The sequence below is a fragment of the Candidatus Nitrospira neuquenensis genome (assembly GCF_979578155.1).
Genome location: NZ_CEFZDU010000013.1, coordinates 1 through 19,496 on the forward strand (window position 1 = coordinate 1; position 19,496 = coordinate 19,496).

The following is a 19,496-nucleotide window of genomic DNA, read 5'->3' on the forward strand; positions in this document are numbered from 1 at the left end:
GGATGACGGCGCGTACGGGGGCAGGAGTGCCGATGCGCTCCTGCCCCCGTCTTTTGGGAGCAACAGTGCGGAGCGGGGCGATGGACGGATCAGGCATTCGGCGATGGGCATGGCCGTCCAGGGTGCAGGTCCTGGTCAGTCTGTGCGTGGTGGCGCTCGGCGTGACCAGCGCCATGGTGTTGGACCAGGTCGACGAGGACCTGCCGCACCGCTACATCGAGTCCACGCTGGCCGCCGCGGAGATCGTGCACATCTCGGCGGACGTCATGCGCTATCGGACCACGGTCATCCGGGGGCTGGAAGCGCCGACGGAAGAGGCCTTTGCGCGGCTGACGGCCCCGCTCCCGGCGCAGCGGGCGCGGATCGAAAGCGCGGCGGATCACCTCGTCGGTAAGTCCCAGGGAGCCGATCGGGACGGGATTGCCGCGTCCGAGGAGGTGCGGGCACTGCGGACGAGCCTGGACGCCTACTTCGCGGCGGCCGACGAGGCGATCCGACTGATGCGGCGGGTCTGGGCGGCCGGGTCCCTCCATGAGGCGGGGGAGTTGCGTCACCGTGCGGAGCTCCACGCGGCCGACAATGCGGGCCCCAAACTGATCCAGGTCAGCCTCGCGCTCGACCGCCTGATGGAGCGCGTGGCCCACGAGGCGGGAGAGGGGCAGAGGCGGCGCGCCGCGTCGGTGCAGGGCACGGCGGCCTCGCTCGTGGTGGGGGGACTGGCCCTCGCTGCCTTGAATCTGTGGGGCGGCTCCCCCCGACGATCCCGGCAGACGGTGGGGCACGCGACGATCGCTCCACCGTCGCATCCCGTCGCGGCGTGCGAAAAATTCGCGACGGGTGCGGCGGCCGAGGGACGGCCACGGATTGATCAAAGAAGGGTTGACATCGCCCCGAGCTCCGACGTATCTTAGCCCATCGTGCAGGAGGGCTGTCATCGGGTTTCATGAGAGCTGTTTCTCCATCCGCCGTCTAAACACGCCACGTTATTCAGGAGGGTGATCCACCCCCGCCGAGTTCTTCGCGATCCATAGCATCAGGTCCGTTTCATCAGGGTTATTTTGCAAGGAGGCCGGTCCATGCATTACCCCAGTCCATCGTCCGTGTTCCCTACCTTGTCCGGGCTTCTCGGCTTCGCAGCCGCTGGAGTCCTGTCGCTCGCGCCGCTCGGCGCCTTTGCCGAGTCGCCCGCCGGCCACACCCAGCATGTCGCGATGTCCTCGCCGGTGTCCGACTGGGCCCAGAAGCTCAAGGGGCAGACCGTCGTCGAGGACACGATCTCGGGCCGACCTGACCGGGCGGCTCAGGTCGAGCTCCAGCACCAACGCATCATGGAACAGATGTCGCGCGATCCGCAGGCGCAACCGGTGAACACGGGCATGTACAACGGCATGTCCATGATGCACCAGTACGGCGCGGGCGGGCAGGACCTGCTCCTGATGTCCGATCCGCGGGTGGAGCCCGTGGCGGGACAGGCCGGGCGCTGTCCGGCCAGCGCGCCGCTTCGGCACTATGACATCTCCGCCATCAACGTGGAGATCACGCTCAACCAATGGCTGGACTTCTATCCCGGCTACATGTACGCGCTGACGGAGGACATCGACAAGATCCGGGAGGAGGAGGCGAAGAACAAGGCCGCGCGCGAGAAGGAAGGCTACGACCCCGGCGCGGTCCTTCCCGGCGTGCAGGCGCAGATGATCCAGCCCCTCGTGATCCGCGGCAATCAGGGCGACTGCGTGAAGATCACGCTGCGGAACAAGTTGGAGGGCGGTGAGGACGTCAGCCTCCACATCCACGGCTCGAGCATGGTGGTCAGCGCCACGGGCAAGGCGGCGACGACGACCAATCCGGACACGATCGTGGCGAAGGACAAGTCCGTCGAGATGGAGTGGTACATTCATCCGAACACGCAGGAAGGCGGCCGTCAGTTCCACAGCTACAGCAACGACCGCGAGCTGACCGTCATGGGCCTGTTCGGCACGTTCGTCGTCGAACCCAAGGGGTCCGAGTACCTGGAACCTCTCGGCACGGGCGACCCCACCCCACAGCGCAGCGGCTGGCAGACCATCATCAAGAACGGTTCCGGTCCGGACTTCCGCGAGTTCGTGCTCATCTACCATGAGGTCGGCGACGAGGCGTTCCGGCCGGTCAACAAGAAGGGCGACTTCCTGCCCCAGCGCGACCCGTTGACCGACGCCTACCGGCCGGGCGGCCGCGCGATCAACTACCGCAGCGAGCCGTTCGGCATCAACAACATGCACGTCCAGCACGAGTACTTCGGCTTCGAGGACGAGTCGATGGGCTACAGCTCCTACACCTTCGGAGACGCGGCCCCGACGATCCCCCGCTCCTACCTGGGCGATCCGGCGAAGTTCCGGCTCGTGCATGGCGGCTCCGAGGTGTTCCACTCGCACCATCCGCACGGCGGCACCATCCGTTGGCCGCGGAGCCCGCGCGCCATTGACGACATGAACCTCTGGTTCACGGCCAAGAACGGCCCGGTGAAGTATCCGGTGATCCGCCACAAGACGGACCGCGTGGACGTGGAAGTGATCGGGCCGTCCGAGGCGCTGGACCTGGAGACCGAGTGCGGCTCCGGCCTCTGCCAGCAGTTGGCGGGCGACTTCCTGTTCCACTGCCACGTCGCGCACCACTACGTGGCGGGCATGTGGGGCTACTGGCGGGTCTACAACACGATGCAGGTCGGGGCGTCCAAGTTGGACACGATGCCCGAGCTCCGCGAACTACCGGACCGCAAGGGCCGGATGAAGACGGGCGTGACGTCCGACCAGCTCGTCGGCAAGACGGTGGACTGGTTCGGGAAGACCTTCAAGATCGTGGACAAGGGCAAGAGCAACTGGAAGTCGAACCCGGCGGTGGTCACCATCAAGGACTGGGTCGAGATGCAGCTTCCGACCCGGGGCAAGCCCGGGCATAAGGACGACGAGGTCGGGCAGATCAAATCCTACGACGCGACGGTGCTCGATTGGGTCTGGGACGGCAATCGGGCGATGAGCGAAAAAGAAAGCACGATCGACAACCCGAAGTACAAGTCCACCCATCCGGGGCAACGGCACCCGATCCAGTTCGAGCCGACGACCGGGAAGGTGGCCTGGCCGCACCTGACGCCGCACTTCGGCAAGCGGGTGATGTTCTCCCCGAACCATGTCGGCGCGCCGTGGCTGGAGATGATCCGTCGCGACGCGGACGGCGAGGAGAGCCTCGATCAGGCTCAACCGGGCGAAAACGGCGTCTGGAGCCTCTGCCCCGAGAACGCCGGGCGGAAGAATTACAACGTCCACTTCATCAAGCTGCCGATCAAGATCGCCAAGGCCCAGGGGAAGGAGCCCCCGGTGGTGGACCCCAACGGCCTGATCTACGTGCTGCATGAGGAAGAAGAGGCGATCCGCAAGAACGACGACCTCAAGTACCCCCTCGTCGTCCGTGGGAACATCTACGACTGTGTGGACTGGACCCTGACGAGCGAGTGGGAGGACGACGACTACACGAACTTCCAGTCGTCCAAGATCAACACCCACTGGCACTTCCTGCAATTCGACAACCAGGCGTCGGACGGGGTGATCACCGGCTTCTCGTACGAGCAGTCGGTGCGGCCCTTCACGATGTTGGAGAAGAAGAACAAGAAGGGGCTGCCGGCGCCGATGAACACGGCGCTGACGGCCGCGGCCAAGAAGGGCGCCAAGAGCCTCACGGTCAGGAATGCGGCGCAGTATCACCCGAACATCCTGATCCTGGTGGGCGCCGACAACGTCAAGGGGAACGAGGTCGCCCGGATCAAAGCGATCAAGGGCAATACGATCGAGCTCACCAAGCCGCTCAAGAACGATCATCCGGCGAACGATATCGTGACGGTGGAGTTCGTGCGGCAGCGGTTCTGGGTGGATGCGGATGTGGGGACGGTGTTCTGGCACGACCACGCATTCGGGGCGACGACTTGGCCGCACGGCGGGTTCGGTACCTTCATTGCCGAGCCGGTCGGGTCCACCTACCATGATCCCACGACCGGCAAGGAGATCCGGAGCGGCCCCGTGGCGGACATCCGGACGGTCGAGCCGGTCGGCTACAACGTCAACGGCAGCTTCCGCGAGTTGATGGTGCAGGTGCACGACACGGTGCCGCATACGGTGAACATCGTGACGGCCGGCAACCCGCCGGGGCAGCCGGTGGAGGTGGCGCTCGAGGCCGGCAAGACCGTGTCGTTCATGATGCCCGAGAAGATCTACATGACGCCGATGCCCTTCTTGAACGGCGGTACGCACACCACGGGCAGCGGCCTGAACTTCCGGGCCGGGCCGATCGCCCAGCGGCTGGCCACGAACCCGGAGCCCTCGCAGATCTTCAACAGCCAGATTCACGGGGACCCCTATACGCCGCTCCTGCGGGCGTACGTCGGGGACACGATGGTCTTCCGGCTGCTGCACACGCTGATGAACGAGACAATGACGTGGACGGTGTCCGGGCACACGTTCCTGACCGAACGTTATGCCGGGGACGCGAACCGGAAGAACTCGATCCACATCGGCATCGCGGAGCGCTATGACCTCGTCGTGCCGCAGGCCGGCGGGCCGCGGCTCCAGGCGGGGGACTACATCCATTTCAACGGGCGCTCTTCCAAGTTCTCCGAGGGCGCCTGGGGCATCCTGCGCGTCTACGATAAGGAGCAGCCGGACCTGCAGAAGCTCCCGGCCGGGTACACGGGCCGGAACGAGATTCCGCAGGCCCTACCGGTTTGTCCGGCGGATGCTCCGGTGAAGACCTTCAACGTGGTCGCGGTGGACTACCCGACCATGAAGTTCAACCCGAAGGCGCCCGACGAGATCGAGGTGGACTTCGAGCGGAAGATTCTGACGAAGAATCCCGACGCGAAGATCTACATGCTGGAGGAGGAGGTGTCCAAGGTCGCCCAGGGCGGCTACCAGCCGATGCCGCTGACCCTGCGGGTGAACGTGGGCGACTGCATCAAGGTCAACCTGAAGAACAAGATGAAAGACAGCCGGGCGTCGTTCTCGGCCATCTCGCTCGCGTTCGACCCCAAGGATTCGCTGGGGGCGAACGTCGGGAACAACCCCGGCGATCAGACGATCGCGCCCGGCGAGAGCCGGACGTACACCTACTACGCCGACCCGGCCAACGGCGAGATCACCTCGCTGGTGTGGGACTGGGGCAACGTGATGATGAACCCGCGCAACGGCCTGTTCGGCGCGGTCATCGTCGGCCCGAAGGGCTCCAAGTACCGAGACCCGAAGACCGGCGAGGACATCTCGAACAAGAACGCGTGGGCGGCCGACGTGATCATTGACCGGACGATCCCGGGGAACGAGCTGCGGTCGAATTACCGCGACGTCGCGCTCTTCTTCCAGGACGAGGACAATATCATCGGCACGAGCTTCATGCCCTACGTGCAGAACGTGGCGGGGCTGACCGGGGTGAACTACCGGTCCGAGCCCTACAAGTACCGGGAGGAGGCGGGTTGCTCGCTGGGCAGGATGTTCCAGCCCTGCACGGCGGACAAGCCCGAGGACCCCGTGACGCCGATCATCGAGGCGCACGCGGGCGACCCGGTGCGGATCCACGTGCTCGGCGCGAACAACGAGCAGAACGGCATGTTCAGCGTCGAGAAGCACGAGTGGCCGATCGAGCCCTACATGCGGGGAGCCGATCACATCAGCGTAGTGGAGTTCTCCGGCTCCGAGGTGATCGACAGCTTCATCCCATCGGCCGGCGGACCCTACCGGCTGGCCGGCGACTACGTGTGGAGCAACCAGCGGTTGCCCTACTCCCAGTCGGGGCAGTGGGGCTACCTGCGGGTGCTGCCGGCTGGCGACCAGCGGCTGCTTCCGCTCTCCGGCGTCACGCCGGGGACGAAGAAGGCGGAGGTCGAGCCGGGCCATGTTCACCCGGTCGCCGCGAAGTAACGCCGGCTCTGGGGCTCTGTAAGGAGGGAGGGGGAGCCGCCGGCGGCTCCCCCTCTTTTTTTTTCTGACGATTGTGCTAGGCTGTGGCGCTCTCTTCGACTGGGGAGGCCCTGCCGAGTCGAGAGGGGAACTGAATGCGGGTGATCGCGGTGATGGCGTCGGCGCTGTTGCTGGCAGTGCCGGCCCTGGCGTATGAGGAAATCTCGGTCCCGGACGGGGGGACGGTGACGGGCAAGGTCGTGCTCACCGGAGGCAAACCCACCCCGAAAGGGTTCAACCTGGTCACCTTTCCCGATCCGGTCTACTGCGGAAGGATTTCGACGGGGACGGGATGGCGGCTACTCGAGGAATTTCGGGTGGCCCCGGACGGCGGGCTGCAGGATGTCGTGGTGATGTTGGTGGACGTGGAGAAGGGCAAGCCTTTCAAGTTCACGCCCACGACGATCGAGGCGCGCGACTGTCGGTTCCTGCCCTTCGTCACCGTCGTGCGGGATAAGGACGAAGTGGTCGTGGTGAACATGGATCCGGTGATGCACGATATCCAGGCCTACGAGACGTCCCACCTGGGGCCGCGGGTCCTGTTCAACACGCCCCTCCCGATGAATCCCCACCACAAGCGGCTGGTCGGCTCCGATTCGCACGAGCATCTGGCCGGCACCCCGATGAAGGAAACGATCCATATGACGAAAGACCGCCGGATCTTCGTGATGCAGTGCGGCTTCCATGCCTACATGGAAAGCTGGGGGCTAGCCGTGGACAACCCCTACTATGCGGTGACGGGGCCTGACGGAAGCTACGTGCTGACCGACGTGCCTCCGGGGGAATACCGTCTGATGGCCTGGCATCCCCAGGCCGGGCCGATGGCGGAGCAGCGGGTGACCGTGGCGCCCAAGGACCACGCGCGCGCCGACTTCACCTTCAAGGCGCCGAGGGGGCGGCGGAGCGCCCACGAAGTCGTCGAGAATCCCCATTTCGGGCTGGAAGCGCTCGGCCGGCCGCTGGAGGTCCGGGCGACGCTGGAGCTGCAGACACCGTGAACGTGGAGAGGACGCGGTGAACGCGAGGACGGACCGGAACCCCGATTTTGCCGGGCCGCACGCCCCGTGGGGTCGGGCCGCCCGGATGATCGTGGCGGCCTTCGGCCTGGCGATGGGGCTGGGAGGGACGGTCGCCGCCTACGATGTGATCGCCGTGGAGCACGGCGGCACCGTGTCGGGCCGGATCAGCCTGGAGGGGCCCGTGCCCAAGCCCAAGGGCTACAACCTCGTCGTCTATCCCGATCCCGAATACTGCGGGCGGATCTCGAACGGCGGGGGGTGGCGCTTGCTCTATGATTTCGTGGTCGGCCGGCAGGGCGGGCTTAAGGACGCCGTGGTGATGTTGGAGGGCATCGCCTCCGGCAAGGCCTTCGACGTGTCGGTCCCGCACGTGGAGGCGCGCGATTGCAAGTTCCTTCCCTTCATGACGGTCGTGCGGGACGGGCATGCGGTCGAGGTGGTCAACATGGATCCGGTGATGCACGACATCCAGGCGTACGAGACCTCCGCGATACTGGGGGCCCGCGTGCTGTTCAACCAGCCCCTGCCCATGAATGTCCATCATAAGCGCGGGGATCTGCACGCGACCCACGAGCACCAACCGGGCAAGTCTCTCCTGGGCCCCATCTATCTCAGCAAAGGGCGCCGCGTGTTCCTGATGCAATGCGGCTTCCATCCGTACATGGAGAGCTGGGCCTTGGCCATCGCCAGCCCCTACTACGCGATCACCGACGGCGCGGGCGGGTTTACGATCACCGATGTGCCGCCGGGCACCTACCGGCTCGTGGTCTGGCATCCGCAGGCAGGGCCCGAGGTGGAGCGATGGGTGACGGTCGAGCCGGACGGGCGCATCGAGGTGACGCTCGCCCTGCGGGCTCCCGGCGGCCGCCGCTCCGGCCTCCAGGTCATGGACAATCCCCGGTTCGGCCCTGGGGCCCTCGGACGACCGCTGAACATCGTCCCGCTCGTGGAGCTCCAGCAATAGCCCGCCCGGATCACGCCCATCACGTGCATCGCTTCTTCACCCTCCTGACGCGCACCCTCTTCCTGACCATCCTGGTCGCCGCGGCCGTGGCCTTCTCCGCTCCGACCGTTGCAGCGGACAGGCGGCCGGGGACGGTGCAGGAGGCGCAGCGCGCCTTCGACCGCAAAGAGTTCGACCGTGCGCTGGCCCTCGCCGATGCGCTCGTGCAGGGTCCCGATGCCCCCCCGGAAGCCTACCGGGTAAAGGTCCGCAGTCTTCTGCGTCTGGGAAAGCCCCAAGACGCGTTGAAAGTGTATGGCCAGCTCGAAGCGAAAATCGGTCGCGACGACACCTCGCTCCTCCGCGAGGTGGCTCTCGGATTCATCGTCCCGCTGCTCAAGGACATGCGGGAGCAGATGCGCGGCGCCGCCTACACCGCCCTCAAGGAGTGGGAATCCGACGAGACGGTCCCCTACCTAGAGGAGGGGCTGACCGACGGGTCGGCTCTGGTGCGGGCCCTGGCCGTGGAAGGGCTGGGCAAGCTCGCGGCTGGGCGGCGGTCTCCCGCCCTCCAACGGGCGCTCGAGGACCAGGCGGCGTTGGTCCGGTCCGTCGCGCTGAAGGTGCTCGGGCAGGTCGGGGATCGCGGCGCCGTGCCGCTCGTCGAGCGGGCCTTGAAGGACGAGCAGCCGACCGTGCGCGTGGCGGCGGCCGGGGCCCTCGTCTTGCTGGGTCAAGACCAAGGGTGGGCTCGGGTGCAGGCGTCCGTTTCGGCCGCCAACCCGGAGGAGCGGAGCGCAGCGCTCCGGATGCTCGGCGATCTGCATGACCGGCGCGCCTTGCCCCTGCTCGAGCAGGCGCTCGCCGACCCCCAGCCCTCGGTCCGTTGGGCGGCTGTGGCGGCGCTGGGCGATCTGGGATTGCCCGAGGCGGTGCCGGCCGTCCTTCGTCTCTTGAACGATCCCATCCCGGCGGTGCGGGCTTCGACCGCGATCAGCCTCGGAGACCTCAAGACGGCCGAGGCCGACGCCGGGCTCACGCGGGCGCTGGCGGACGGCAACCCCGTGGTCCGGGCGGCCGTCGCCTCCGCCCTGCTCCAACGGGGGCGTTCCTTGAAGGAGGTGGAGCCGACGCTGCGGGAGCTCGCGCAGAACCAGGACCCGGGCATCAGGGCGGCGGCCGCTCGGGCGTTGACCAGGTGTCGGGCGGAGGACGTCGCGGGTGCGAGCGAGCTGCTGCGGCTGCTCGCGAAGGATGCCATCCCGCGTCCGCGGATCGCCGCGCTGCGTGCGATGGGACACCTGGAGGGGCAGACCGTGCTCCCCGCGCTGAAGGCGGCCCTCCTCGATTCGGACGAGGCGGTGCGGGCTACCGCGGCCGGGGCCGTCGGGCGGGTGCTCCGCCCCTCGACACCGCCGCCGAAGACCTTGAAAACACAATAGGATATTTGCAGCAGGCCGATTTTTTCGCTTGACACCGGAGTGCGGGAGTCGTATAAGGAACGGGTTCAAAACTACGAGGATACCCCCCAGCACAGTCGAGTCTCTCCAGCCGGCCGGTGGTTGAGGTAAGTGGTCTCACCTGTGCGCAGTCGTCGTCAAGACTCAGGGGTCGCCAGCCAGCGCTCGCAACAGCGGTTCTGGTTCACCGTTCACTCTCATAAGGAGGCAGGCGTTATGAAGAAGGGTATCTATTTCGCCATGTTCGCAGCGGTGACGGCGGCGTTCCTCGCGCTGCCGTTCACCTCCTTCGCCGGCGGTACCGTCACGGGCAAGGTGACGTACAGCGGAAAGTCCGAGGCCAAGGAGTTCCTCTTCTCCAAGTTCCCGAACCCCAAGTTTTGTCCCAAGAACCCCAACAAGGAGTTGGTGCAGGGCGACAAGCGGATGATGCCGACCATTGTGGTGGGCAAGGACGGTGGGCTGCAGGGGGCGGTGGTGTCGGTTCGGGACGTCGAGGACAAGGCCTTCGTGGACGGCTTCGCTGGCACGGATGTCGTGGCCGAGTTTTGCGAATTCAAGCCCTTCACCGGCGTGGTCGTGGCGCAGAAGTCTTTCCGCGTCGAGAATCACGATGCCGATCCGGAGGATCCGAAGTCCACGCAGGGCGTGCTGCACAACCCGCACTCCTTCTTCGTGAAGGGATCCAGCTCCTCGACCGACTTCAACATCGGTCTCGCCAAGAAGGGCGACAAGCTGGACAAGCCGGTGAAGTTCAAGGGCGGACAGGAGAAGACCGGTTCGACCTACCGGCTGCAGTGCGACCAGCATGAGTTCATGCAGTCCTTCTTCCTGCCCGTGTGGAATCCCTACTTCGCCGTCGCGGGCGCGGACGGCACGTTCAAGATCGAGAACGTCCCCGCCGGAAAGCACAAGATCCTGGCGTGGCATCCGTTCGCGGGCCAGGTCGAGGCCGAGGTCGAGGTGAAGGACGGGGCGACGGTGGAAGCCAAGTTCGAGGTGAAGAAGAAGTAGGAGGACGATGGGCATGGCGGAGCCGATGCTCCGCCGACACCGGCGGGGGGCGGCGACCGGCGACGGTCGCCGCCCCCCGCTGCGTTTACGGCCTCGCTCCCGCGCCGCCCGCAGTTGCCTTTCCGTTTCCGACCCGGGTAAGATGGCACTTCCTCCGCACCGCTGCGGCGGCCGCGTCCGTCGAGGGGCCCGTGCCACGAGACATCTCGCTCGCCGAGATCTTTGCGCTCGGCTACTACTGGGAAACCAAGATCCTCCTCACGGCGGTGAAGCTGGACCTGTTCTCGGCTCTCGCCGGCCGGGCGCGGACCGCCGCAGAGCTGGCCGACCGACTCGGCGCGCATGAGCGGACGCTCGCGTTGCTCCTGAATGCGCTCGTGGCCATGCGTCTGCTGACCAAACAGGACGACCGCTACGCCAACACGGCCGTCGCGGGGACCCATCTGGTGCGGGACGCGCCGCAGTACGTCGGACACCTGCTTCTGCTCCACGACGCGGAGTGGAACAACTGGGGTCGTCTGGAGGAGGCGGTCAGGAGCGGCCGCTCGCCGGCGAATCGGCACGTCTTCGAGACCGATCCCGAGCTGGGTGCCAACGTGCTGGCCGTGCTGAACCGCATCGGGCAGCAGAGCGGACCCGGGCTGGCGAAGCGCCTCAAGCTGGAGGGGGTGAGCGAGCTGCTGGACCTGGGCGGCGGCGCGGGGACGAACGCGATCGCCTTCTGCTCCGTGTACCCCAGCCTGCGGGCCACCGTCTTCGATCTCCCCCAGATCCTCTCGTTCACCGAGCGGACGGTGAAGGAGGCGGGGATGGAGGCGCGGATCGCGCTCAAGGGAGGCGATTTCAACCGGGATCCGCTGGGCGGCCCCTATGACGCCGCGCTCATGTCCGATGTCCTCCATTATCAGGGACCGGAGGAGAATGCCGCGCTGGTCGCCCGGGTCCACGCGCATCTGCGCCCCGGCGGACGGCTGGTCATCAAGGACCGCTTCCTCGACGAATCGAGGACCGGTCCAGCCTGGGTGACGGCCTTCGCGCTGCACATCCTGGTCAACACCGAGCGCGGGCGTTGCTATACGGTCGCCGAGGCGTCCGACTGGATGAGGCGGGCCGGGTTCGACGCGGTGGCCGAGCTGGAGCCCTCGGCGGTGGTGGAAGGCAGGAAGTGCTCAGTGACGAGTTAGGAGTGTTGGGTTGCCGCGAGACCGAACACTCAACACGGATCACTCACGACGGGAGTTGGCGGTGAGATGGCGGATTGGCTGAAGCAACCGGGGTTTTTCGGGACGCATGCGACCATCGGGGCCGACCTGAGCCAGGCGATGGCGACCCTGTTCACCGCGCTCTTTCTGATCGGGTGGTGGCAGGCGAAGCGGCGGAAGGCCGACGGCCATCACTGGCTGATGCTGAGCGGGATGGTCGCGATGCTCGCCTTCTTTACGAGCTATTATCTCTTCCGGCAGCTCGGTGTGCTGGCGTTCGAGGGCAAGGCGGGGTTCGGCGGCTCGCAGGAGCTGTATGACAACCTCTTCATCCCCCTCCTCACCGTTCATATCCTGCTCGTCATCGTCGGTCTCGTCATGGCGATCTATATGATCGTGCTCGGCTACCGGGCCCAACTCGTGACGGACGGCCGGCGGACGCTGCGGGATGCCGTGCTGCAGACGCCGGCCAAGCGCATGGGGCTGATCCTGGGCGGGCTCACGGGCGCCGTGCTGCTCTTGTTCCTGGCGCGCGCCGCCGTGTCGGGGTTCTCCGCGCGCAAACTGGCGGTCTACCTCGGTCTCGTGCTCCTGGTCGCGGTCGTGTTCGCCGTGGAATTCGTCATCCAGCGCCTCTGGCCCAACGGGGAGCGTCGCCATCGTGTGCTCGGCCGATTCACGATGGTGATCTATGGCATTCTGTTTTTGACGGGCAGCCTCACCTACACCCTGCTCTACATTCTCTATCCGGGCAAGATCGGGTGAGCCGTGCTGGTCTGTGGCCGCTGCGACCGATGGATGCACACGGAAGGGGTCGCCGAAGAGGATGGGACCGACTGGCTGGTGCGGCTGGAGTGCCGGAGCTGCGGACTCCGGATCGCCGCCGAGGGGCGGCCGACGGAGGTCGCGGCGCTGGTGGACCGGCTGATGTGGAGCGACGAGGCGGCGCACCGACTGGAGCGGATGCCTCCCTACCTGGCGGTCCTCGTGCGAGAACAGGCCGAGGACCATGCGCGGGCGACCGGCCGGCGCGTCGTAACCTACGCTCTCCTTGAGGAGGCCAGGCGTGGGGGGCTCGTCGTGGATTGGGAGCCGGAGGCCGAGCACCGGTTGGCGCGGGTGCCGGGGCCTGTGCGGGCCATGGCCCGGATCGAGTTGGAGCGCACGGCGGCCGAACGCGGTGAATCGCGCGTGACCGTGGCGTTGATGGAAGAGGTCAAGGCGCGCTATTTCGGGATGTTCGTCAGGAGCGATGAGGCGTGACGGCTGACCGAGCCCATGGCGCTCGTGAGCGACGCGGGCTGCGTCAGCACGGTGTGTGCGCCTCGGTTGAGGAGCCATGCTGCATCGCCTGACCCTGCGGGTGCTGCCGCGTCTGGCGCTTGCGGTGACGCAGGACGAGGTCCGCCGGCGCAAGCGGGTGGTGATGCTGTTGCCCGGCCTGGCGGCCTTCGCCTTGTACCGTCTGGCGCACTGGCTCCTTCCGCTGTCCGATCCCTATGTCCTCCTGGCGGTCAGCGGGGCCCTTTCCGCTGCGACCGCCCTGGTGTGCTATCGCTACGGGCGCGGGGGCGCCTGGCCGGACTTGTGTCGCGAGGACGGGGCCCGGCGGCTCGGCTGGGTCGTTGGCTGGGTCGGTTTCGTGTACGGCGTGCAGCTCGCCTTGATGGTGCTGGCTCTGCTGAAGATCGTGGTGCGCTATGATTTCCTGGCGCATCCGGACGGACCGGCCATGATGGCGGTGATCATCGCCGCGACCTCGGTGGCGCGCGATGCCTTCGAGATCGGACATGTCCGGCGGCTGCAGCGGGGGGGCGAGCGGGTGCTGACCTTTCCCGACGGGGCGGCGTTTCGGGCGCTGCTCCGCGAGCAGCCGGGACCGTCGCTCCGTCTGACGGTGGTGGGCGGAGGCCTCGTGTTGCTCGCCGCTCTCGCCGCCCGTGTCGTGGAGGTCGGGCGTACCGACCTGGGGCAGCTCATCGTGGTGACCCTGGCGGCGGGGTCGGTGACGCTGGCTGCCTATCTTGCCGATGGGCGGCCCGGCGGATGGCGGGCCGCTGCGGCCGTTGCCGGGTGGGGTGAGCTGTTCCGGTTCTGGTGGTGGCCGGGCCTGGCCTTCGCCGCGACCTATGACCTGGCGCTGTCGGGGGCGGGGGTGTTTCTCCTGCGGACCGGGGACGGGGCGCCGGCCCCGCAGGCGCTCGCCGCGGTGCTGGTCGGCGGCATCATGGCCCTCTACGGTCGTTTTCTAGGACATCGCCGACTCGTCGAAAATCGCATCGAACAGACCGTGCCGGAATCCCTGCTGCGCTGTCCGTTCGTGCTGGGGATTCTGTCGCGGTCTCCGGGAAACGGGGCCCCCGGAAGGGCCGCCATGGCGGAGGGCGAGGTCATGGCTGGCGGAAGGGGGCGGAGGAGTTGAGCGTGTCGAGAGGTGGAGGAGTCGGGAGTTGGTGGCGGGGCGGGGCCGTGGTCCTGCTCGCCTGCGCGGTCCTCTGGAGCCCCGCCGCGCTCGCGTCTTCGGATCAGGCCAGCGGACCGAGCGTCGCCGAGGCCTCGCGGGATGTCTACTACAAGACGCCCGGCATGCCGATCGGGCCCTCTGCTCCGGCTCCGGAGAGGCTCGTCTACCCCCGGTACGGCTCGCTCGACAACCGGGTGTTTCTCTGGTTCGTCACCCAGCAGCACACCTATTTCGGCGGCTTCGTCCTAGCCCTCCCCATCTTCTGCGTCATCATCGAACTGCTCGGGCTGTTCGCGCGAAACCCCGCCGCCGCCGAGCGGTACGACCGGCTGGCCCAGGACTTCCTGCGAGTGACCCTCCTGGCCCTGTCCGTGACGGCGGTGGTGGGCAGCGTGATGCTGGGCGTCTTCATCCTGCTCTACCCCAGCTTTATGAGCTACATGGGCGGGACCTTCAAGTCCATGATGCCGGCCTATGCCCTGGTATTCGTGGGAGAGTCGCTCTGCCTGATCGCCTACTACTATACCTGGGAGCGGATGCAGACCCCGGCGCTCAAGTGGGCTCACGCCGCGCTCGGCGTCGTGGCGAATGGGTTCGGCGGCGTGCTCCTGCTGCTCGCCAATGCCTGGGCGGCGTTCATGATGGCGCCGGCGGGTGTGGACGACCAGGGCCGATACCTGGGCAATGCCTGGCACCTGCTCCATTCGGCCCTCTGGAACCCGCTCAACGTACACCGGTTCCTGGCCGACCTGATGTCGGGCGGGGCGGTAGTGCTGGCCTATGCCGCCTACCGATTCCTGACCAGCAAGTCGGACGAGGACCGGGCCTACTACGACTGGGTGGGGTACGTCTTCCTCATCGTCACGGTCTGCGCGCTCCTGCCTATGCCCTTCGCGGGCTACTGGCTGATGCGCTCGGTCTACGCCTTCCGGCAGAGTATGGGCGTGACGATGATGGGAGGGTTGCTGACCTGGCTCTTCGTCGTCCAGGCTCTGCTCGTCGGCGTGCTGTTCCTGGGGATTAATTACTACCTCTGGCAGAGCATGGGGCGACTGCAAGGCGGCGACCGGTACCAGCAGTACTTGAAGTATCTCGTCGCGGCGCTGACCATGTGCCTGGTGGTCTGGCTGACTCCGCACACGATCATCATGTCGCCGACCGAGGTCAAGGCGATGGGCGGGGCCCAGCATCCGGTCATCGGCAACTACGGGGTGATGTCCGCGAAGAACGGGGCGATCAACGTGATGATCTGCCTGACGGGTCTGAGCTTCATCTACTACCGACGGGCAAATCGGACTCTCACGGTGTCCTGGGCGCCGGCCGGGAATGCGGTGTTGGGCGTGCTGTTCGGCGTCGGCATTGTGAACATCGTCTGGTTGGCGGTCTACGGATTCTACCTGCCTTCCTACGTCCGGGTCGGACTCTCTGCTCCGCAGGCGGCCACCACCGCGACGGTGCTCGTGGTCGGACTGCTGATCAATCGGGCAATGCTGCGAGGGGCCGTCGTCCACGGCCCCGTCCGGTGGGGCAAGATCTCGGTGCGGGGCATGGTGGCGTTGTTCGGACTGGCGGCGACCTTCTCCTGGGTGATGGGGTTGATGGGCTATATCCGATCGTCGGGGCGGCTCTCGTGGCACGTCAACGAGATCATGCCGGACCAGTCTCCTTGGGCCTACACGCCGACCCTGGAGTTTGCGGCGAAGATGGTCACGTTCAACATGGTCGTGTTCTGGCTGGCCGTGCTCTTCCTCTTCTGGCTAAGCAGCCGGGAGGGCCGGACGGTGCCGGTGACCGGGGCGCTGTCCCCGACCGAGGGGGCCTTGGTACCGCCTCCGCCGCAGGAGGTGCAGCCCTCATGACGCGCCGTGGACGATTGAGCGCGGTGTGGCGGGCCCTATGCCTAGCGGCGGCGCTGTTGGTCTGGGGCGGCTCCGTCGGCGAATGGGCCGCGGCCGGCGGCTCCCTCGTGATCGAAGACTTCACCGCGAGGGAGCCGGATGGTTTTCCCCGGGGGTGGAAGACTCAGAACAACAGCAGGGGACGCGAGACCTACACGATCCGGACCGAGGGCCACCTCGCCTTCCTGTCGGCCAGGCAGGCCGATCAGCGTGTCTACAAGCGTATTGCCTGGGACCCGAAGGCGCTGCCGGTGCTGACCTGGCGCTGGCGTCTTCTGTCGGCACCGGCCGGAACCGACCCGATCGCGGTGGTGTATGTCTCGCTGGATACGGATCTCTATTTCATTCCGGTCTTCACCAAGTACACCTGGAGCGCCACGCGGCCGGTCGGCTCGGTCGTGGAGGGCGGCATGTTCAGCGGGACCGAGATCGTCGTGCAGAGTGGCGTCAAACCGGCCGGAGAGTGGGTGGAGGAGCGGGTGAATGTCTACGAAGACTTCAAGCGGATCCATGGCCACGAGCCGGCCCGCGAGTCGTGGGGCATTTCATTGTTGGCCGGGCCCGGCGTCGAAGTGGACTTTGGTCCGCTCGTCGCATCGACGCCCTAGTGCGGTAAGGAGGTCGTAGCCCGCGGATGCCGGCGAAGATGGTCTTGGACATGGTCTTGGGCGCCGCGGTCATGGGCGCGGTCGGCGCCATGATCGGCCTGCTGATGGGTGGCGGCGCGTTGCCGGTGTCCCTGGGGGCCGGGATTGTGCTCGGCACGGTCGTGGGCGCGCTCGGCGGGAGACGGTTTCTCGTCAGCATTCTCGTCGGCGCGTTGCTGGGCGGCGGGCTGGCGTGGGCGCTGGTCGGCTTTGAAAAGGTTTGGGTCGGGGCTGGTGCTGGGGCGGCGATGGGCGGATTCCTGGGTGTACAGCTCTCGTCGTTGTTGGACCTTTGGGCGGAGCGACAGCGCGCCAAGGCTGCCGAGGGGCCGCCGCCGTCCTGATTCTTTTCCGAGGCCGAGGAGCCTTGCTGGCTCCGGACAGTCGAGGTGTTGATGGAAAACCGCGCTGTGTTGTTTGGAGCGATCACGTTCGTTTTCCTGTCCTTCATTCTGATGATCGCGGGGCTCGTCTACGAATCCTACAAGGCCAAAAAGCAACGCGAGATCGTCGCGACGATCGAGACCGTCAGCGCACCCGTGGCCGTGGCCGCCCCGCGGGACTACTCCATGTACCGGACCATCACCGGCGATGACGGACGGGAGATGGTGGAAATCCCGGAGGGCCCCTTCATCATGGGTAGCAGCGAGGGCGACCCTGACGAGGCTCCGGAGCACCAGGTGTACCTCTCCACCTATTACATGGACCTGAAGGAAGTCACGCAGGCCGAGTATGATCGGTTCGTCAAGATGACCAAGCGCGGCAAGCCCTTCATTCCCGTCTTCGAGGACGACCAGTCGAAAATCCTCAAGCCCGAGCTGCCCGCCATCGGCATGTCGTGGGCCGATGCCGCGGCCTATTGCAAGTGGGCGGGCAAGCGCCTTCCCACCGAAGCCGAGTGGGAGAAGGCGGCGCGGGGGGAAGGACGGCGACGCTATCCCTGGGGCGATGAGTTCGGACGTGGCAACGCCAACGTCGAGGGTGATGAGGATGGGGTGCAGTATCTGGCGCCGCCGGGATCGTTCGAATCGGGGCGAAGCCTCTACGGAATTTACGATATGGTCGGCAACGTGGCCGAGTGGGTCGCCGACAGCTACGATGAGCGCTATTACTCGAAGGCTCCCTTCCGGGACCCGCGTGGTCCCGAGGAAGGCCAGCACAAGGTTATTCGTGGGGGATCCTGGCGCGAAACGCCGCACAACGCCAGGATATCAAAGCGGTTCCAGGCCAAGATGTGGCGTACCGACAGCACGATCGGCATTCGCTGCGCCAAAGACCCGGAGGAGTCCGACAAAGGCCAGACGCGCGCGCGCACCCCGTAGTCGGCGATCGGTTCTGGCTGGAAGGGCGATCATCGCATCCTGTTCGTTCCATGCTGGAAACCAGATTCAAGATCGCTCTGTTGCTCACCGTCCTCTTCCTCACCAGTCTGCCCGTCCTGGGAATCCTCCGCGGCACGACACCTCCGCCGGAGGATCCTCTGCTCCAGGCACCGGCTGCACCGGTCGAGCCCGAGTCACTCTCGGGCAACGACGCTCCGCTACCCGATGAGATGGTCCTGATCCCGGCCGGGCCTTTCATTCAGGGGACAAACGTCGGCGGCTATGATGAAAAACCGCAGCGCACGGCGTATTTGGACGCCTTCTGGATCGACCGCTATGAGGTCACCAATCACCGCTATCAACTCTTCGTTGCCGCGACCGGCCACCGCAAGCCGGGTCCACCGTCCAGATATGCGAAGAACCTCGGGAAGATGCGCGGCGTCAACCAGCCGATTGTCTATGTGTCCTGGGACGATGCGGAGGCCTACTGCCGCTGGCGCGGTGCTCGTCTTCCGACTGAAGCGGAGTGGGAGAAGGCCATGCGCGGGGTCGACGGACGTCTGTGGCCGTGGGGGAATACCTTCCAGCCATTGGCGGCTAATTGGGGCTCGACGCGGGATGGATTCGATTCAACAGCCCCGGCGGGGTTCTTTAGGATGGACGTCAGTCCTTTCGGCGTAGCCGATGGAGCCGGTAACGTCATGGAATGGGTAGCCGATTGGTATGGCGAGGACGTCTACCGTGAACTGGACGTTCGAAACCCCAGGGGGCCAGACCACGGTGTATACAAGGTATTGCGGGGTGGGGGCTACACGAGCACAGGTGCCGATGTCCGGATCACAAGCAGGAGCAAAATGGTGCCGGATTTCCGGGATGAAACCATCGGGTTTCGTTGTGCCAAATCCGAGTCCGAGGAGCCTCGTTCAAGCAGGGATGGATAGAGGGAAAGTCACAGAAAATCAAAGTAGTAAAGGATAAGGAAGACCGCCAAAATTATGTTGACAACCATACCCGCCAAAACTATAATGTCGAACACTTTTGAGTTGTTGCTCATCTTGCGTCCCCATCACCTCTCAGAACGGGAAGAACCGATTAACATAGAGTTAGAGGTCTGTCAAGCAAGGACCGCGGATCACCGATCCTAGGACTCATCCCGTATACCGAGGAGTAGAACCATGGCTGAAGCGACGGTACCGGACAGCGAGCTCAAAATCAAGATCGGCAAGATGATTTTCTATATCACCTGCGCGGTGGGCCTCTGGTTCTTTTACTGGTTTGCCGGCATCCAATGTCCTTGCTGATCGTCCATCGATAGGGAGAGGGCTCTTCGGGGGAGGGTGGGGGTTCGCCAACAGCGTCATCGGACTCGTGGAAGCAGGGAGATCTGAGCAATGAGTGCACTCAACAACCCGGTCATCGCGATCATCATTTCCGTTGTCGTCGCGGTCACGTACTTCACTCTGATCGATCATTTCCTTATGGATATGCAGGGGCTGGACTATTGGTACCTGTTTAGGAAGTAATATGGGCCTGATGTCGGCGCGTCGAGCGGACG

The 19,496-nt window shown here is 65.8% G+C and carries 16 protein-coding genes; all 16 read left to right on the plus strand.

The window, feature by feature from the left end:
* Positions 1 to 80: 80 nt before the first annotated feature.
* Positions 81 to 911 carry a hypothetical protein gene (locus AC1U7O_RS07045; protein WP_479894007.1) on the plus strand — a complete coding sequence of 277 codons (831 nt, stop codon included), beginning with the start codon at positions 81 to 83 and terminating at the stop codon, positions 909 to 911.
* Positions 912 to 1,076: 165 nt separating this feature from the next.
* Positions 1,077 to 5,933: a multicopper oxidase domain-containing protein gene (locus AC1U7O_RS07050; RefSeq protein ID WP_479894008.1), complete on the plus strand. Its 4,857-nt coding sequence runs from the start codon at positions 1,077 to 1,079 to the stop codon at positions 5,931 to 5,933.
* 134 nt (positions 5,934 to 6,067) lie between these two features.
* Positions 6,068 to 6,970, plus strand: coding sequence for a carboxypeptidase-like regulatory domain-containing protein (locus tag AC1U7O_RS07055; protein WP_479894009.1), 903 nt, complete (start codon positions 6,068 to 6,070; stop codon positions 6,968 to 6,970).
* Positions 6,971 to 6,986: 16 nt separating this feature from the next.
* On the plus strand, positions 6,987 to 7,955 hold the full coding sequence (locus tag AC1U7O_RS07060) for a carboxypeptidase-like regulatory domain-containing protein (RefSeq protein WP_479894010.1): 969 nt from the start codon (positions 6,987 to 6,989) through the stop codon (positions 7,953 to 7,955).
* 23 nt (positions 7,956 to 7,978) lie between these two features.
* Entirely contained in the window at positions 7,979 to 9,376 is a 1,398-nt protein-coding gene (locus tag AC1U7O_RS07065; protein WP_479894011.1) for a HEAT repeat domain-containing protein, read from the plus strand.
* A 234-nt stretch (positions 9,377 to 9,610) separates the two neighbouring features.
* Positions 9,611 to 10,408, plus strand: coding sequence for a carboxypeptidase-like regulatory domain-containing protein (locus AC1U7O_RS07070; protein WP_479894012.1), 798 nt, complete (start codon positions 9,611 to 9,613; stop codon positions 10,406 to 10,408).
* A 191-nt stretch (positions 10,409 to 10,599) separates the two neighbouring features.
* Positions 10,600 to 11,592, plus strand: a complete 993-nt coding sequence (locus AC1U7O_RS07075; RefSeq protein ID WP_479894013.1) for a methyltransferase — start codon at positions 10,600 to 10,602, stop codon at positions 11,590 to 11,592.
* Between the two features lie 66 nt (positions 11,593 to 11,658).
* Positions 11,659 to 12,375, plus strand: a complete 717-nt coding sequence (locus AC1U7O_RS07080; protein WP_479894014.1) for a DUF420 domain-containing protein — start codon at positions 11,659 to 11,661, stop codon at positions 12,373 to 12,375.
* Between the two features lie 33 nt (positions 12,376 to 12,408).
* Positions 12,409 to 12,873 carry a PCP reductase family protein gene (locus AC1U7O_RS07085; protein WP_479894015.1) on the plus strand — a complete coding sequence of 155 codons (465 nt, stop codon included), beginning with the start codon at positions 12,409 to 12,411 and terminating at the stop codon, positions 12,871 to 12,873.
* A 76-nt stretch (positions 12,874 to 12,949) separates the two neighbouring features.
* The gene (locus AC1U7O_RS07090; RefSeq protein ID WP_479894016.1) at positions 12,950 to 14,032 is read left to right on the plus strand and encodes a hypothetical protein; all 1,083 of its coding nucleotides are present in this window, start codon (positions 12,950 to 12,952) and stop codon (positions 14,030 to 14,032) included.
* A gap of 2 nt (positions 14,033 to 14,034) precedes the next feature.
* A complete protein-coding gene (locus tag AC1U7O_RS07095) occupies positions 14,035 to 15,933 on the plus strand; it encodes a cytochrome ubiquinol oxidase subunit I (RefSeq protein ID WP_479894017.1) in 1,899 nt (632 codons plus the stop codon).
* The gene (locus AC1U7O_RS07100) at positions 15,930 to 16,580 is read left to right on the plus strand and encodes a DUF3047 domain-containing protein (RefSeq protein ID WP_479894018.1); all 651 of its coding nucleotides are present in this window, start codon (positions 15,930 to 15,932) and stop codon (positions 16,578 to 16,580) included. The genes AC1U7O_RS07095 and AC1U7O_RS07100 overlap by 4 nt, the downstream gene beginning before the upstream one ends.
* A gap of 26 nt (positions 16,581 to 16,606) precedes the next feature.
* Positions 16,607 to 16,963, plus strand: coding sequence for a hypothetical protein (locus AC1U7O_RS07105; protein ID WP_479894019.1), 357 nt, complete (start codon positions 16,607 to 16,609; stop codon positions 16,961 to 16,963).
* A 51-nt stretch (positions 16,964 to 17,014) separates the two neighbouring features.
* Positions 17,015 to 17,941, plus strand: coding sequence for a formylglycine-generating enzyme family protein (locus AC1U7O_RS07110; RefSeq protein WP_479894020.1), 927 nt, complete (start codon positions 17,015 to 17,017; stop codon positions 17,939 to 17,941).
* A gap of 50 nt (positions 17,942 to 17,991) precedes the next feature.
* The gene (locus tag AC1U7O_RS07115; RefSeq protein ID WP_479894021.1) at positions 17,992 to 18,882 is read left to right on the plus strand and encodes a formylglycine-generating enzyme family protein; all 891 of its coding nucleotides are present in this window, start codon (positions 17,992 to 17,994) and stop codon (positions 18,880 to 18,882) included.
* A 234-nt stretch (positions 18,883 to 19,116) separates the two neighbouring features.
* Complete coding sequence (locus AC1U7O_RS07120) at positions 19,117 to 19,242, plus strand: hypothetical protein (protein ID WP_479894022.1); 126 nt, start codon at positions 19,117 to 19,119, stop codon at positions 19,240 to 19,242.
* Positions 19,243 to 19,496 lie beyond the last annotated feature (254 nt).